At 69.0% G+C, this 15,194-nt stretch carries 13 protein-coding genes and 1 pseudogene; 8 read left to right on the forward strand and 6 right to left on the reverse strand.

Annotation, left to right across the window (positions count from 1 at the left end):
* Nucleotides 1–32: 32 nt before the first annotated feature.
* Entirely contained in the window at nt 33–1,154 is a 1,122-nt protein-coding gene (locus BST11_RS19525; RefSeq protein WP_068206314.1) for a citrate synthase 2, read from the reverse strand.
* Nucleotides 1,155–1,269: 115 nt separating this feature from the next.
* On the opposite strand from BST11_RS19525, the gene pdxH reads away from it, so the two are divergent.
* On the forward strand, nt 1,270–1,896 hold the full coding sequence (pdxH, locus tag BST11_RS19530; protein ID WP_083139577.1) for a pyridoxamine 5'-phosphate oxidase: 627 nt from the start codon (nt 1,270–1,272) through the stop codon (nt 1,894–1,896).
* Nucleotides 1,897–2,544: 648 nt separating this feature from the next.
* Nucleotides 2,545–3,840 carry a citrate synthase gene (locus tag BST11_RS19535; RefSeq protein ID WP_083139539.1) on the forward strand — a complete coding sequence of 432 codons (1,296 nt, stop codon included), beginning with the start codon at nt 2,545–2,547 and terminating at the stop codon, nt 3,838–3,840.
* On the opposite strand, the gene BST11_RS19540 is transcribed toward BST11_RS19535, so the two are convergent.
* Both BST11_RS19540 and BST11_RS19545 read right to left on the reverse strand, forming a co-directional pair.
* Nucleotides 3,827–5,419: a phytoene desaturase family protein gene (locus tag BST11_RS19540; protein WP_083139541.1), complete on the reverse strand. Its 1,593-nt coding sequence runs from the start codon at nt 5,417–5,419 to the stop codon at nt 3,827–3,829. The genes BST11_RS19535 and BST11_RS19540 overlap by 14 nt on opposite strands.
* Nucleotides 5,416–5,679, reverse strand: a complete 264-nt coding sequence (locus BST11_RS19545) for a DUF2630 family protein (protein WP_083139542.1) — start codon at nt 5,677–5,679, stop codon at nt 5,416–5,418. The genes BST11_RS19540 and BST11_RS19545 overlap by 4 nt, the downstream gene beginning before the upstream one ends.
* Before the next feature lie 72 nt (nt 5,680–5,751).
* Between BST11_RS19545 and arfA the strand changes: the two genes are divergently transcribed.
* The 4 genes and pseudogenes from arfA to arfC (BST11_RS29415) all read left to right on the forward strand — a co-directional run bounded on the left by arfA (nt 5,752) and on the right by arfC (BST11_RS29415) (nt 8,275).
* A complete protein-coding gene (arfA, locus tag BST11_RS19550; protein WP_083139544.1) occupies nt 5,752–6,756 on the forward strand; it encodes a channel-forming protein ArfA/OmpATb in 1,005 nt (334 codons plus the stop codon).
* Between the two features lie 11 nt (nt 6,757–6,767).
* Nucleotides 6,768–6,920, forward strand: coding sequence for a channel accessory protein ArfB (arfB, locus tag BST11_RS27980; RefSeq protein ID WP_169834935.1), 153 nt, complete (start codon nt 6,768–6,770; stop codon nt 6,918–6,920).
* Nucleotides 6,917–7,006 (forward strand): annotated as a pseudogene (gene arfC / locus BST11_RS29410) (channel accessory protein ArfC); the annotation flags it as partial. The gene arfB and the pseudogene arfC (BST11_RS29410), both read left to right, overlap by 4 nt.
* 324 nt (nt 7,007–7,330) lie before the next feature.
* The gene (gene arfC / locus BST11_RS29415) at nt 7,331–8,275 is read left to right on the forward strand and encodes a channel accessory protein ArfC, sunset domain variant (protein WP_443677622.1); all 945 of its coding nucleotides are present in this window, start codon (nt 7,331–7,333) and stop codon (nt 8,273–8,275) included.
* A gap of 41 nt (nt 8,276–8,316) precedes the next feature.
* Here arfC (BST11_RS29415) and BST11_RS19560 read toward each other — a convergent pair whose 3' ends face one another.
* The 3 genes from BST11_RS19560 to BST11_RS19570 all read right to left on the reverse strand — a co-directional run bounded on the left by BST11_RS19560 (nt 8,317) and on the right by BST11_RS19570 (nt 11,716).
* Nucleotides 8,317–9,657, reverse strand: coding sequence for a sensor histidine kinase (locus BST11_RS19560; protein WP_083139547.1), 1,341 nt, complete (start codon nt 9,655–9,657; stop codon nt 8,317–8,319).
* Nucleotides 9,658–9,667: 10 nt separating this feature from the next.
* Nucleotides 9,668–10,378 (reverse strand): two-component system response regulator PrrA, encoded by a 711-nt coding sequence (gene prrA, locus BST11_RS19565; RefSeq protein ID WP_142276448.1) that lies wholly within the window; start codon nt 10,376–10,378, stop codon nt 9,668–9,670.
* A gap of 81 nt (nt 10,379–10,459) precedes the next feature.
* Nucleotides 10,460–11,716 (reverse strand): MFS transporter, encoded by a 1,257-nt coding sequence (locus tag BST11_RS19570; protein WP_083139548.1) that lies wholly within the window; start codon nt 11,714–11,716, stop codon nt 10,460–10,462.
* A gap of 162 nt (nt 11,717–11,878) precedes the next feature.
* Here BST11_RS19570 and BST11_RS19575 point away from each other — a divergent pair, with 162 nt between their 5' ends.
* Together BST11_RS19575 and BST11_RS19580 are read left to right on the forward strand one after the other, a co-directional pair.
* Nucleotides 11,879–13,063, forward strand: coding sequence for a glycosyltransferase family 4 protein (locus tag BST11_RS19575; protein WP_083139550.1), 1,185 nt, complete (start codon nt 11,879–11,881; stop codon nt 13,061–13,063).
* Nucleotides 13,060–15,186 (forward strand): amylo-alpha-1,6-glucosidase, encoded by a 2,127-nt coding sequence (locus BST11_RS19580; protein WP_083139551.1) that lies wholly within the window; start codon nt 13,060–13,062, stop codon nt 15,184–15,186. The genes BST11_RS19575 and BST11_RS19580 overlap by 4 nt, the downstream gene beginning before the upstream one ends.
* The last annotated feature ends 8 nt before the right edge of the window (nt 15,187–15,194 follow it).

Raw genomic sequence — 15,194 nt, forward strand, 5'->3', positions numbered from 1 at the left:
AACGAAGGGGTGTTCGGGCTCGGTCGATCGACTCAGGCGCTGGTGAGGACCCGATCCCAACCCTCGACGGACTCGGGGCTGCGCGGGCCGGGGCCCACGTAGATGGCCGACGGGCGGACCAGCTTGCCGAGCCGCTTCTGCTCGAGGATGTGGGCGCACCAGCCGGCGGTGCGGCCACAGGTGAACATGGCCGGCATCATGTTGGCCGGCACGCGGGCGAAGTCGAGGATGACCGCGGCCCAGAACTCGACGTTGGTCTCGATGGCGCGGTCCGGACGCCGCTCACGCAGCTCGGCCAGTGCGGCCTGCTCCAGCGCCACCGCGACCTCGTGGCGCGGGGCGCCGAGCCGTTCGGCGGCGGCGCGCAGCACGCGCGCCCGCGGGTCCTCGGCGCGGTACACGCGGTGGCCGAAGCCCATCAGCTTGTCACCGCTGTCCAGGATCTTCTTGACCAGGCCGCGGGCGTCGCCGGTGCGCTCGACCTCCTCGATCATCGGCAGCACCCGGGCCGGCGCCCCGCCGTGCAGCGGGCCGCTCATCGCACCGATCGCCCCCGACAGCGACGCCGCCACGTCCGCGCCCGTCGAGGCGATCACGCGCGCGGTGAACGTCGAGGCGTTCATGCCGTGCTCGGCGGCCGACACCCAGTAGGCGTCGATGGCCTCGACGTGGCGCGGATCCGGCTCGCCTTGCCAGCGCGTCATGAAACGCGCTGTGACGGTTTGGCATTCGTCGATGACCCGCTGCGGAACGGCCGGCTGGTAGATGCCCCGCGCCGACTGTGCGACGTAGGACAGGGCCATCACCGAGGCCCGGGCCAGCTGGTCGCGGGCGGTGGTGTCGTCGGTGTCCAGCAGCGGCTTGTAGCCCCAGATGGGCGCCAGCATCGCCAGCCCCGCCTGCACGTCGACCCGCACGTCGCCGGTGTGGATCGGCAGCGGGAACGGCTCCGCGGGTGGTAGCCCGCGACCGAACTTGCCGTCGACCAGCAGCGCCCACACGTCGCCGAAGGTGACCTGCTGGGCCACCAGGTCTTCGATGTCGACGCCGCGGTAGCGCAGCGCGCCGCCGTCTTTATCCGGTTCGGCAATTTCGGTGGTGAAGGCCACCACGCCCTCCAGGCCGGGGACAAAGTTTTCGGGGACAACAGTCATAGGAAAATTCTCGCACCCCGCCTCCGGGCCGACGCTACCGGCCGGTAAGAACCGCCGGTAGCGTGGGCACATGGCAGGCGCAGGCCCGGGAATGGGCAACGAACACCTGCGGGAGATGCGCGTGGATTACGGATCGGCGGAGAAGGACGGCAGCCCCGACCTGGACGCGGACTGGTTGGCCGATGGTTGGCTGGCGTTGTTCCGGAGCTGGCTGGACGACGCCGAACGAGCCGGTGTCGCCGAGCCCAACGCCATGGTCCTGGCCACCGTCGCCGACGGTCGGCCGGTCAGCCGATCGGTGTTGTGCAAGGGCGCCGACGAGAGCGGGATCACGTTTTTCACCAACTACGACTCGGCCAAGGGCGCCGAGCTGGCGGCCACACCCTACGCGTCGGCGACCTTCCCCTGGTACCAGCTGGGGCGGCAGGTGCACATCCGCGGGCCGGTGAGCAAGGTCGACGCCCGGGTCACGCAGGACTACTGGTCCAAGCGGCCGCGCGGCTCGCAACTCGGTGCGTGGGCGTCGCACCAGTCGCGGCCGATCGCGTCGCGCGCGGCGCTGCTGGGCCAGCTCGACGAGGTCACCGCGCGCTTCGCCGACGCCGAGTCCGTCCCGGTGCCGCCCAACTGGGGTGGATACCTCATCGCGCCCGAGGTGGTCGAATTCTGGCAGGGGCGAGAGAACCGGGTGCACAACCGGATTCGGGTCGTCGGTGGGCGGGTCGAGCGTCTGCAGCCCTAGCGTCCTCGGCCGGCGGCGCCACCCACTTGCGGGGGACGGACGGGGTTGGCCGTGCCGTCAGGGCAGGAGACCGATTTGCACGGGGTAGGGTCCCTCGACCGGAAAGAAATGGGCTCCCCAGTAGTGCCACTGGTGGCAGACATTCATGTCCCAAGTCAGCGGGGGCCCAAAGTCTTGTCGGGGCATGGGTTGTCCGGGGCACCAGGTATGAGTGCCGGGCGGGTCGGCGTGGGCGACGCCCGCACCCAGCGCGAGCAACCCTCCCACGCCGCCGGGCAACGCCACCGCAATTGCCATGCCTGCGATTAGTCGTCTCATGTGCGTCTCCTCGGCGGGACACGGCCGACCAGAGCCGGGCCGGTTTGGGCGACGGGCTACGTGCCGCATTTGTCGCCGCTGCAAGTGCACACCGCGCACGTCGCTACCGATCCCAACTTCTGACCGGCGACGCGGTCGGTCGCTCCCACGGGGAAGGGAAACCGCCACCGATGACCCGGGCACCCACGATTGCCGGGCCGGTGTTGCCGGCGGCCGGCCGCGCGGCAGCGGACCCGACCCCGGGCAGGCGCCTCGTCCCGATAACGACTACCTTCAGCTATAAGCACCGAGTCAGGGCAGCCATACAAACCGGAGCGCAAAGGGGTTCTCGTGGCCGATACCGACGACACCGCCACCCTGAAGTACCCAGGGGGCGAGATCGACCTGGAGATCACCCAGGCCACCGAAGGGGCCGACGGGATTGCGCTCGGCTCCCTGTTGTCCAAGACCGGGTACACGACGTTCGACAACGGCTTCGTCAACACCGCCTCGTGCAAGAGCTCCATCACCTACATCGACGGCGACGCCGGCATTCTGCGCTACCGCGGTTACCCGATCGAGCAGCTCGCCGAGAAGTCGACCTTCATCGAGGTCAGCTACCTGCTCATCTACGGCGAGTTGCCGAACAAGCAGCAACTCGACGAATTCACCCACCGGATCCAGCGGCACACCATGCTGCACGAGGACCTGAAGCGCTTCTTCGACGGCTTCCCGCCCAACGCCCACCCGATGCCGGTGCTGTCCAGCGTGGTGAACGCCCTGAGCGCCTACTACCCGGACGCGCTGGACCCGATGGACAACGGCCAGGTCGAACTGTCGACCACCCGGCTGCTGGCGAAGCTGCCCACCATCGCCGCATACGCCTACAAGAAATCGATCGGGCAGCCCTTCCTTTACCCGGACAACTCACAGAGCCTGGTGGAGAACTTCCTGCGGATGACGTTCGGGCTGCCCGCCGAGCCGTACCAGCCCGATCCGGAAATCGTGCGGGCGCTGGACATGCTGTTCATCCTGCACGCCGACCACGAGCAGAACTGTTCGACGTCGACGGTCCGGTTGGTGGGCTCGTCGCGGGCCAACCTGTTCACCTCGATCTCCGGCGGCATCAACGCGCTGTGGGGCCCGCTGCACGGCGGCGCCAACCAGGCGGTGCTGGAGATGCTCGAGCAGATCCGCGAGAGCGACGACGACGTCGGCGAATTCGTGCGGAAGGTCAAGAACCGCGAGGCCGGCGTCAAGCTGATGGGCTTCGGGCACCGCGTCTACAAGAACTACGACCCGCGGGCACGGATCGTCAAGGAGCAGGCCGACAAGATCCTGGCCAAGCTGGGTGGCGACGACGACCTGCTCGGCATCGCCAAGGAGCTCGAGGAGGCGGCGCTGACCGATGACTACTTCATCGAACGCAAGCTCTACCCCAACGTCGACTTCTACACCGGCCTGATCTACCGGGCCCTCGGGTTCCCGACCCGGATGTTCACCGTGTTGTTCGCGCTGGGCCGGTTGCCTGGCTGGATCGCGCATTGGCGTGAGATGCACGACGAGGGCGACAGCAAGATCGGTCGCCCGCGCCAGATCTACACGGGGTACACCGAGCGCGACTACACCATCATCAACGAGCGCTGATATCTCCCGCGAGGGAATCGAGCACGGCCATCGCGGCGTTGTGGCCGCCGATGCCCGACACCGCCCCGCCGCGGCGGGCTCCCGAGCCGCACAACATGATTCGCTCGTGCGCCGTGGCGACGCCCCATCGCCGCGCCGGGGTGTCCAGCGCGTCGTCGTCGGCGGCGAAGGGCCACGACAGCCCGCCGTGGAAGATGTTGCCCGCGGTCATCCCCAGCGTGCGGTGCAGGTCCAGGGTGGTCGTCGTCTCCAGGCACGGCCGGCCGTGCGCGTCGGCCATCAGGACATCCTGAATAGGTTCGGCCAGAACGGAATTCAGCGAGGTCAGCACCGCCTCGGTGAGTCGCCGGGTCAGGGATTCGGGGTCGGCGCCGTCGAAGAGCGAGTGGGGGGTGTGCAGGCCGAACACCGTCATCGTTTGGGCGCCCGCGTCGCGCAATTCGGCCGACAGGATGGTCGGGTCGGTCAGCGAGTGGCAATAGGCCTCGCAGGGAAGCGGATCGGGAATTCGGCCGGACGCCGCGTGTGAGTAGCCCGCATCCAGTTGGCTCCATGCCTCGTTGGCGTGGAACGTTCCGGCGAATGCCTGTTCGGGCGTGACACCGGCGTCACGCAACCGGGGGAGCCGCCGCAGCACCATGTTGACCTTGAGCTGCGCGCCCTGGGCCTGCGGCGCCGGTTTTTCGCCCAGCAGGCCGGCCAGGACCGCCGGGCTGACGCCGGCCAGTACGAAGCGGCCGCGCACGACGTGCTCGTCGTCGCCGCTGCGGTACCGCACCTGGCCGTCGGGATTGACGGCGAAAACGTCTGCGGCGGTGACGATTTCGGCACCGTGGCCGGTGGCCGCCGCCGCCAGCGCACCGCTCACCGCGCCCATCCCGCCGACGGGCACGTTCCAGTCACCGGTCCCCCCGCCCAGCACGTGATACAGAAAGCAAACATTTTGCGTCAGGTCCGGGTCGTCGAGGCGGGCGAAGGGGCCGATCAGCGCGTCGGGGGCGATGACGCCCCGCACCAGGTCGCTGCCGACCGCTTCGGCGATGGCGTGGCCGATCGGCGCGTCGACCATGGCACGCCACGCGGTCGCCGCGCCGGGGTCGCCCCCGTCGATGACGTGTTGGCGGGCCTGTTCGCGGGTGCGCAGCGGCTCGAGCAGCGTGGGCCACAGCCGCTTGGTCACCGCGCCGCAGCGTCGGTAGAAGGCGGCGAAGGCGCGCTCGTCCTGGGCGGCGCCGATGGCCGCGAACGTGTCGGGGCGCCCGACGAGCAGCCCGCGGCGGCCGCCGGTGGCGGGGTCGGGAGTGTAGGAGGAAAACGGCCGGCGGGCCAACCGTACGCCGGCGCCCAGATCCTCGACGATGCGCCGCGGCAGCAGGCTGACCAAGTACGAGTAGCGCGACAGCCGCACGCCGACGCCGTCGAAGGCCTGTGCCGACACCGCGGCCCCGCCCACGTGCCCGAGCCGCTCGAGCAACCGCACCCGGAGCCCCGCCTGCGCCAGGTAGCCCGCCGCAACCAGCCCGTTGTGGCCCCCGCCGACGATGACGACATCGAGGGCGTCCGCCGTGCGCCCGCTCAGTTCAGGTAGCCCTCGACCTGGTCGGGCGGCCGCACCTCGGCCTCGCGCGGGTCACCGCCGCTTTCCCGCAGCGCCCGGCGCTGACGCAGCAGGTCCCAGCATTGGTCGAGCTCGACCTCCACTCGATGCAGGCGATCGTGCTCCTCGGAGGTGTCGACGCCGCCGTGCTGCAGGCGCTCGCGCAGCGATTTTTCCTCGGCGACCAGCCCCCGGATGTATGCCAGGGTTTCGCTGTCGGTCGGTTTGTTGCCGTTGCCCATCGCTCCAGTGTGCCCGACTTGACAGGTGTCGCTACGCCGACTCGGTAGGCTGCATATCGCCTGAACAGGCGGATGCTGGAGAGAAAGCGAGCGGAGGGCAAAGTGGGGGTGGGCGTCGTTTTGCGGCAGGAGGCCGCAAGCACCGATTCGCCGGGGGTGGCGGAGCCGGCCCGCAGGCAGGTTGGCCTCCCATGGCTGATCGCCTTGGTGGTTATTCCGTTGTTTATGGCGATAATCGGCTCCGCAGGGGTGGACGGACAGCGCTCCGCCACCGGACCCGCCGGCGCGGTGCCGACGTTGGCGCCGACCAGCAAGGCGGCGGCTCCCGAGTTGTCGTTGGCGCCGCTCTCGATTGCCCGCAGCGGCAACGACTTTACCGTCAGCGGTGAATTACCCGACGAATCCGCGAAGGCGGCCCTGTTCAACGCGCTCAATGGCGCGCTGCCGCCGGGGGTCAACGTCGTCGACGAAATCCACATCAACGCCCAGGTCGACGCACTCGATTTCGCCAAGGCCGCACCGCTTTTCAGGGACGGTTCCTCGATCCCCGACTTCAGCCTCACGGTCGGCGGAAACACGATCACCCTGGCCGGAACCGCCGCGTCGCAAGACCAGAAGGGTGCCGTCACCCAGGACGCGGTGCGCACCTGGTCCAATCTCACGGTCGTTGACAGGCTTGCTGTGAGCGCGCCGGCACCGTCGCCGTCCGCCGGGCCCTGCACCGATTTACAATCGGCGATCAACGCCGTGACGGGCGGTCCGATAACGTTCGGTAACGACGGCCTGAGCGTCACCCCGGACGGCGCGCGGATCCTGACGCAGGTGTCCGACAGGCTCAGGGCATGCCCCACCGCGCATGTGACGATCAACGGCTACACCGACAATTCCGGCACCGAGGCCGTCAACGTTCCGCTGAGCGCCCAGCGGGGCCAACGGGTCGCCGATTTTCTTGTTTCCCACGGCGTCGCGGCTTCTCAGTTGGTGGTCAAGGGTCTCGGTTCGGTCAACCCCGTGGCCCCCAACGACACGCCCGACGGGCGCGCCAAGAACCGCCGCGTCGAAATCGTTGTGAGTTAAGGAGATCCGGTATGGATTTCGTCATCCAGTGGTTGTGGTACGTGCTCGCGTTCGTGGCGGGCTCAGCCGTTGCCCGGGTGATCGCCAACATCTTGAACAAACGGGTCAGTGTGGAGGAGTTCCCCGCCGTTTCGGCCCGGCCTGATATTGGCGGCGGGCGATGATCCACGTGCACTGGTGGCTCTTCGTCCTGTCTTTTGCGGCGGGGCTTGGGCTGACGCTTGCCCTGACGCTGCGGCGGGTCAAACGCCGAGTGCCGGTGGAGGCGCGGGCGAATGGGTCCGCCGCCGATGCGATTAAGAGGCGCGAGCCGCCGCCGACGAAGACTCCGCCCCCGTACGAGTTCTCCGCGGCCGACGAGCCGGCTGGAGACGAGGCCCCGACGAACGTCGTCCCCGTCGAGCAGGAGTCACCGACGACGGCGATTCCGGTCGAGGAGCCGACGACGGCGATACCGGTCGAGGAGGAGTTCGAGGCGGCGGAGGCGCCGGTCGAGGAGGCCTCGGCGGAGGCCCGCTTCGAGCTGGACCTGTTGGCCACGATTCCCGTCGAACACGAGCACCCCACGACCGTGATGCCCGTCGAGCAGGGGTTCGAGGCGGCGGAGGCGCCTGCCGAGGAGGAGGCCTCGGCGGAGGTCCGCGTCGAGGAGGAGCCGTCGGCGACGGAAACCCCTGCCGAGCAGGCGGAGATCCCCGACGAGCACGAGTTCGAGGCGGCGGAGGCGCCTGCCGGGGAGGAGGCCCCGGCGGGGGTCCGCGTCGAGGAGGAGCCGTCGGCGACGGAAACCCATGCCGGGCAGGCGGAGATCCCCGTCGAGCACGAGTTCGAGACGGCGGAAATTCCCGTCGAGCACGAGCCGCCCACGATGGAGATCCCCATCGATCACGAGCCGCCGACGACCGTGATCCCCGTCGAGCACGATTTCGACACGGCCAGGATCCCGGTCACGGAAGAGGAGGCGACCGGCCCCGTCGCGAAACAGGCTCCGCGGAAAAGGTTTTCGTTCATCCGGCGGTTCCTGTCGAAGAGGACGCCCGCCGACCAAGAGCCGCCGGCGGCCAAGCGCCCGGCGCCGAAGAAGGCGCCGCCGAAGGGGGCTCGCCGGCCCGCCGCACCCGCAAGGAAGGTGCCGGGTGCGAGGAAGGTGCCGCCGAAGAGACTTCCGCCGGGCAAGAAGCTGCCGCCGCGAAAGGCGCCGCCGGCCAAGGGTCGTCCCGTGAAGCGGGCGCCGGGCGCCAAGCAGCCGCCGATGAAGAGGGCGCCGCGCGCCAAGGAGTCGCCCACCCAGCGGATGCCCGTGTTGCCGTACGAACCCTACGGCCCGGGTTCCGCGCGCGCCACCCCCGACGGCGGCGGACCGGCGGGATGGTTTGTGAAGGGCCGTTCGGACACGCGGCTCTACTACACCCCCGACGATCCGACCTACGATCCGACCGTCGCCCAGGTCTGGTTCAAGGATGAGGAATCCGCGCTGCGGGCGTGTTTCACGCCGTGGCGCAAGAGTTCGCGGAGGTAACACCCGGCTCAGGCCCGCGCGCCAAGCCGGGGCCGCGAGCTTTAGGTAGGCGCCGGGAGGCGCAGCAGCAGCCGCGCTCCGCCCAGTGGGCTGTCCTCGAGCGAGGCCGTTCCGCCGTGCAGCTGGGCCTGCTGGGCCACCAGCGCCAGGCCCAGGCCCGAACCCGATTGCGAGGCCGTCGACCCGCGGGAGAACCGCTCGAACACCAACTCGCGCTCGCCCTCCGGAATCCCGCTGCCGTTGTCGTCGACGGCGATCTCTACCCCGGCCCGCGAGCTGACCGCCGAGAGCTGAACCTTGGTGGCGCCGCCGTGTTTGACGGCGTTGGCGATCGCGTTGTCGACGGCAAGGCGCAGCCCGGCCGGCAGCCCGACGATGATGCAGGTCGGCGACGGGGTCAACGAGACGTCGAGGTCGGGATAGACGCGCATGGCGTCGTGGGCGGCGCGGTCGAGCAGTTCGGTGATGTCGACCGGCACGTGGTCGTCGGACGTGGACAATTCGCCCTGGGCCAACCGCTCCAGGGCGCTCAGGGTGGCCTCGATCCGCGACTGGGTGCGTATCACGTCGTTGAGCACTTCCTTGCGCTGGTCGTCGGACATGTCCAGCGTGGACAGCACCTCGAGGTTGGTCCGCATCGCGGTCAGCGGACTGCGCAGCTCGTGGGCCGTCACCGCCGAGAAGTCGCGGGCCGAGGCGAGGGCGTCCTTGGTGCGGTTCTGCTCGTTCCAGATGCGCTGCAGCATGCCGCGCATCGCCTCGGCGATTTCGACTGCCTCGGTGGCGCCGTGCACTTCGACCCGCGGTGCCTCGTCCCCGGCGTCGATCGATCGCGTCTGCTGGGCGAGCTGTTTGAACGGGCGCACCGCGAATGCGGCCAGCAGCCAGGCGAATACGGCTGCCGCGCCGATGGCGAAGCCGCAGATCAGCAGCACCCTGCGATGCAGGTTGTTGGTCTCGGCGATGGTGGCGTCATACGTCGCGCCCACGGCGAGCGAGGTCGTCTCGGGTCCGGGAATCTCCACGGTGCGCACCCGATAGCGCACGCCTTTGACGTAGGTGTCGGCGTAGTCGACGTCCAGCTTGGGCAGCGTGACGTCGGAATTGGACTTGACCTGGTCGCCGCGGCGGACGGTCATGATGGCGTCGCGGTTGTTGGGCGAACGCGGGATCTCGTCCAGGCCGCGCGGCAGAAATGGGATCGCGAAACCCGCGGCCTCGTCCAGGCGGCGGTCCAGCCGTTCCTTGCGGTCATTGGTGATGCCTACCCAGACGACGGTGCCCACAATGAGCACCGGGATCGCGGCGCCAATGGCCGTCGCGACCACCACCCGGGTTCGCAGCGAAGGCGTGCGGGCAAAGATCCGCGACAGAAGATTCATGGCGATCTGGTCACTGCATGCGCAGCACAAACCCTACGCCGCGCACGGTGTGCAGCAGCCTTGGGCCGCCGTTGGCCTCCAGCTTGCGGCGCAGATACCCGATGAACACGTCGACGACGTTGGTGTCGGCGGCGAAGTCATAGCCCCACACCAGTTCCAGCAGCTGCGCGCGGGACAGCACCGCGGTCTTGTGCTCGGCCAGCACCGCCAGCAGGTCGAACTCCCTCTTGGTCAGGTCGACGTCGACGCCGTTGACCCGGGCGCGCCGGCCGGGGATGTCGACCTCCAACGGACCCACCGTGATGGTCTCCGAGGAAGACGTCGCCGTCGAGCCGCGGCGGCGCAGCAGCGCCTTCACCCTGGCGACCAGCTCGGCCAGCACGAACGGCTTGACCAGGTAATCGTCGGCGCCGGCCTCCAGCCCGGCCACCCGGTCGTCGACCGAGCTGCGCGCCGACAGCACACAGACCGGCACGTCGTTGTCCATGGCCCGCAGCGCCGTGACGACGCTGACGCCATCGAGAACGGGCATGTTGATGTCGAGCACGATGGCGTCCGGGCGCGTCTCGGTGGCGCTGCGCAAGGCCTCGGCCCCGTCGACCGCCGTCGACACCTCGAATCCGGAGAGGCGCAATCCACGTTCCAGCGACGCGAGCACGTCGGAGTCGTCGTCGACGACCAAAACCCGGGGCGAGGTGGGACCAGTGTCCATGCCGCCCATTTTGCCGGATTGTCGACGTTGGCTGCGGGAGGCCGACGGCGGCTCGCCGCGGGATTGTCGAGTGCTCCGGATCCCGGCTGCTCAGGCCGCGCCGACGGGGGCGGGAACCGGGGCCGCGGTGTCGTCGACGCGGCGCAGCACGGACCTGAACCCGAGCCAGATGATCAGCGATCCCAGCGACAGCGCGCCCAGCGCCGCGAACGCAGCGGGGAATCCGAAGTGCTGGGCGACAACGCCGCCCAGCACGGGACTGAGTGCCCCGCCGAGCCCTTGTGCGGCCATGATGGCGCCCTGGCCGACGTTGACGTGGCCGGTGCCGTCGAGGATGCGGGCCACCAGGCCCGGGACCGCCACCGACAGCATGCCCGTGCCGATCCCGTCGAGCACCTGCACCGGGATCACGCCCCAGGTGGTGACGATGCAGGCGGCTAGCACTGCGCGTACCGGGAGGGCGGTGAACGCGATCAGGATCACCAGCCAATAGCCGCGTGCCTGGGCCAGCCGCATCGCGGCCAGCGAGGTGACGATCATCACCGCCTGCGCGACGACCACGGTGCTGGCCACCGTGATAAACGGATCGGCGTGGGTGGCCACCACCGCCAGCCCGTAGAGCGGCAGCATCGCCGCGTTTCCCAGGTAAAACAGCACCAGGGCAGCGGCCAGCGCCAGCAGCGGCCGAGACTCGAGCAGCACGCGCATCTTTTTGACCGGAGCCTGGTCCGCGGCCCGGGCCTCGCCGCGCGCGACATGGTGGTCGATGCGACCGGCCGGGATGGCCAGCACTGACATGATGGTCACCACCGCGAACCCGGCGGCCAGCCAGAACACGCCGGCGTATCCGAACAGCCGGCCAAGCAGGCCGGAGGCGGCGGCGCCGACCATGTTGCCGGCGTGGTTGTATGCCTGGTTCCGGCCGTTTTGGCTCGTGAAGCCGGCCTGGCCCACCAGGCCTAGCGTGATGCCGATCACGGCGGGGGCGATCATCGCCCCGGAAATGCACATGACGGCCTGCGCGGCGGCGATAACCCAGAAATGCCGAGACGTCAGGATCACCGCCGAAGCCGCGACGGCGGCCAGGCCTACCACGATGACACAGGCTCGCTTGCGTGTTGTGGCATCGACCAGCGCCCCCGCCGGTGCCACCGCGAGCATGCCGACGATCGCGCCCAGCGTGATCACCGCGCCGATGGCGCCGGTGGTCCAGCCGCGGGCGGACAGCAAGACACCCAGAAAGGGGCCCATGCCGGCCTCCATGTCGGCCATGAAGAAATTCACCGCCTGCAGTGCGGCCCGATCGCGAGCACGTGCCTGAGGCGTCGGCGCATCCCGGTTCGGCATGCCCTGATTTTCACGGAGCACCGACGGCTCGGTGCAAGTCTTCGGCGGCAGCGTCGGGGGGACCCGCCTCACTTGGCGAACGGCCGCCGCATGAGCATAATTAGCACTCGTAGGCTGAGATTGCTAACGCGTGTGATGAGTAGTTGAAGGAGGGAAACGTCAATGCGCGGCGCCGATTTCGCCCTGCCGATCGACATCTCCGATTCCGGTCGTCCCATCCGGATCGTGCTCGTCGCACCGCCCTATTTCGATATCCCGCCGACCGGATACGGCGGAGTGGAGGCCGTCGTCGCCGACCTCGCCGACACGCTCGTCGCCCGGGGACACCGGGTCACACTGCTCGGTGCCGGCGCAGACGGCACGGCCGCCCAGTTCGTCCCGCTGTGGGAGCGCATCATGCCCGACCGGCTGGGACAGCCCTACCCGGAAGTCATGCACGCGTTGAAGGTACGCAGCGCAATCGCCCGGATCGCCGCAATCGACGGCGTCGATATCGTGCACGACCACACCTTCGCCGGCCCGATGAATGCGCCGGCCTACCATGCGCTGGGAGTGCCCACGGTAGTCACCGTGCACGGCCCCATCGACGACGACCTCTACCCCTACTACCGGGAACTCAGCACCGACGTGGGCCTGGTGGCCATCAGCGACCGTCAGCGGGAACTGGCCCCCGACTTCAATTGGATCGGCCGGGTGCACAACGCCCTGCGGGTCGAGGAGTGGCCGTTCCAAGCCGAAAAGGACGACTACGGGCTGTTTCTGGGACGGTTCGCCCCGTACAAGGGCGCCCACCTGGCGCTAGAGGCGGCCCACGAAGCCGGCCTTCCGCTGGTGCTCGCGGGTAAATGCAGCGAGCCCGACGAGAGGGAGTACTTCGAGGACTGCGTCCGGCCGTTGCTGACCGACAACGACCACGTGTTCGGTGAGGCCGATGCGGTCAGCAAGCGGAAGCTGTTGGCGCGGGCGCGTTGCCTGCTGTTCCCGATCCTGTGGGAAGAGCCGTTCGGCATCGTCATGATCGAGGCGATGGTCTGCGGTACGCCCGTCGTCGCGTTGCGCGGTGGTGCCGTACCTGAAGTGGTGCTCGACGGCGTGACGGGCGTGGTCTGTGACCGCCCCGAGGAACTGCCCGCCGCGATCGACCGGGCCCAATCCCTTGATCCGCAGGCCTGCCGACGGCACGTCGCCGCCAATTTCGGTGTCGCTCAGTTCGGCGCGGCGTACGAGCAGATCTACCGCGACGTCCTGCATCAGGCGTCCGGCGCTCGTCGCATGAGGTCTGCAAGCCTCGTCGAATCCCGTCGGCGCGGCAACGCCGTCCACGACTTCAGGAAGGCCACCGCGTGACCGTGCCAACGGCACTCAACAGCGGCGCTCCCGTCTCGATCGGCCTGGGCAGCGAGACGGTGACCCTTATCGAGGGTGGGACGTTCTGTTTGTCCGACCGGCACGGAGACGTGTCCGTCGGTACCTCCCACGGATTGTTCTTCCGCGATGCGCGGGTGCTGTCTCGGTGGGAACTGAGGGTGGACGGCCATGTCGCCGAGTCCTTGACCGTCGAGTCGACCGAGGGGTTCGCGGCCCAGTTCATCCTGCGCAGGGCCCCGGCCCCGGGCCGCGCGGACAGCACGCTGCTGGTGGTCCGGGAGCGTCTGGTCGGCGACGGCCTACGGGAAACGATTCAGCTGCACAACCTGGACAAAGAGAGCACCGTGGTGTTTCTCGAACTGCACGTCGACGCCGACTTCGCCGACCTGTTCGCGGTCAAGGAGGGACGCGCGCCGGCGGCGGGCGCGGAGAAGACGGTGGTTGGGGGGGAGCTGGTGCTGCGCGGGCGGGCCGACAACGTGCGCGGCCTGACGGTGGCGGCAACCGGTGATCCGGTGGTGCTGCCCGGGTCGCTGGGTTGGCGGGTGGTGGTGCCGGCCGGAGGGCAGTGGCAAACCGAGGTCATGGTCCAGCCGACCTGGGCCAACCGCAAGATCCGAAGCCGCTTCCCGCGTGGCGAGAATGTGCAGTCCAGCGCGCCGGCCCGCAAGATCGAGACGTGGCGCTACACCTCGACCACGGTCGAGACCGACCACGCCGTTTTGGCCCGGGTACTGCGCCAGACCGAAAGCGACCTGGGAGCCCTGCTCATCCAGGACGAGGACGGTCGTAGCCGGCCGTACGTCGCGGCCGGTGCGCCCTGGTTCATGACCCTGTTCGGCCGGGACAGCTTGCTCACCGCCTGGATGGCGCTTCCGCTGGACGTGGGGCTCTCCGTCGGCACCCTGCAGCGGCTTGCGGCTTCGCAGGGGCGACGCGTCGACGCGTTCACCGAAGAAGAGCCTGGCCGCATCATGCATGAAATAAGGCGGGGGCCGGCCAGCGCCGACGTGTTGGGCGGCAGCGTCTACTACGGCACGGCCGACGCCACCCCGCTGTTCGTGATGCTGCTTGCCGAATCCTGGCGGTGGGGCGCCGACGAAGCGGTTGTTCGATCGTTGCTGTCCGCGGCCGACGCCGCGCTGACCTGGGCTGAGCAGTACGGCGACCGCGACGGCGACATCTTCATCGAATACCAGCGCGCCACCGACCGGGGCCTGATCAACCAGGGCTGGAAGGACAGCTTCAACGGCATCAACGACGCCGCCGGTCACGTCGCCGAACCGCCGATCGCGCTGTGCGAAGTGCAGGGCTATTTGTATGCGGCGCTGTTGTCACGGGCCGAACTCGCCGACGCGCTGGGCGATGCCGCCCACGCGGCGCGGCTGCGCGAGCGTGCGCGCCGGTTGCAAACCCGGTTCGCCGAGGCGTTCTGGCTGCCGGAAAAACGTTGCTACGCGGTGGCGCTGGACGGACACAAGCGACCGGTGGACGCGTTGACCAGCAATGTCGGCCACTGCCTATGGACCGGCATCGCGACTGACGAGCATGCCGCGGCCCTGGTGGAGCGGCTGTCCGGCGCCGAGATGGACTCCGGATTCGGATTGCGCACACTGGCCACCACCATGGGTGCCTATAACCCCATGAGCTACCACAACGGCTCGGTGTGGCCGCATGACACCGCGATCGCGGTGGCCGGCTTGCTGCGCTATCGTCATGTGCCCGGCGCAGTGGCACTGGCCGAACGGTTGACGGCCGGCCTGCTTGATGCGGCAACGGCATTCGGTGGGCGCCTCCCCGAGCTGTTCTGCGGGTTCCCCCGTTCACGGTTCGCGTCGCCGGTGCCCTACCCCACTTCGTGCTCACCGCAGGCATGGGCCAGCGCCGCACCCCTGCTGCTGCTGCGGTCATTCTTGGCCCTCGACCCGCACGTACCGAATCGCACACTGTCGGTGTCGCCGCAGTTGCCCGCGGAGTGGGGCAGGGTGGTGCTGACCAATCTGCGGCTGGGCGATGCGACCGTCCAGATCGATGCAGAGGGCGAGAAGGCTGACATTCATGGCGTGGGCGATGACTGGCAGCTGGTGACGCCGTCGGGCTAACGCCGTGT

Origin of the sequence: Mycobacterium alsense, assembly GCF_002086635.1 — a bacterium.
GTDB lineage: Bacteria > Actinomycetota > Actinomycetes > Mycobacteriales > Mycobacteriaceae > Mycobacterium > Mycobacterium alsense.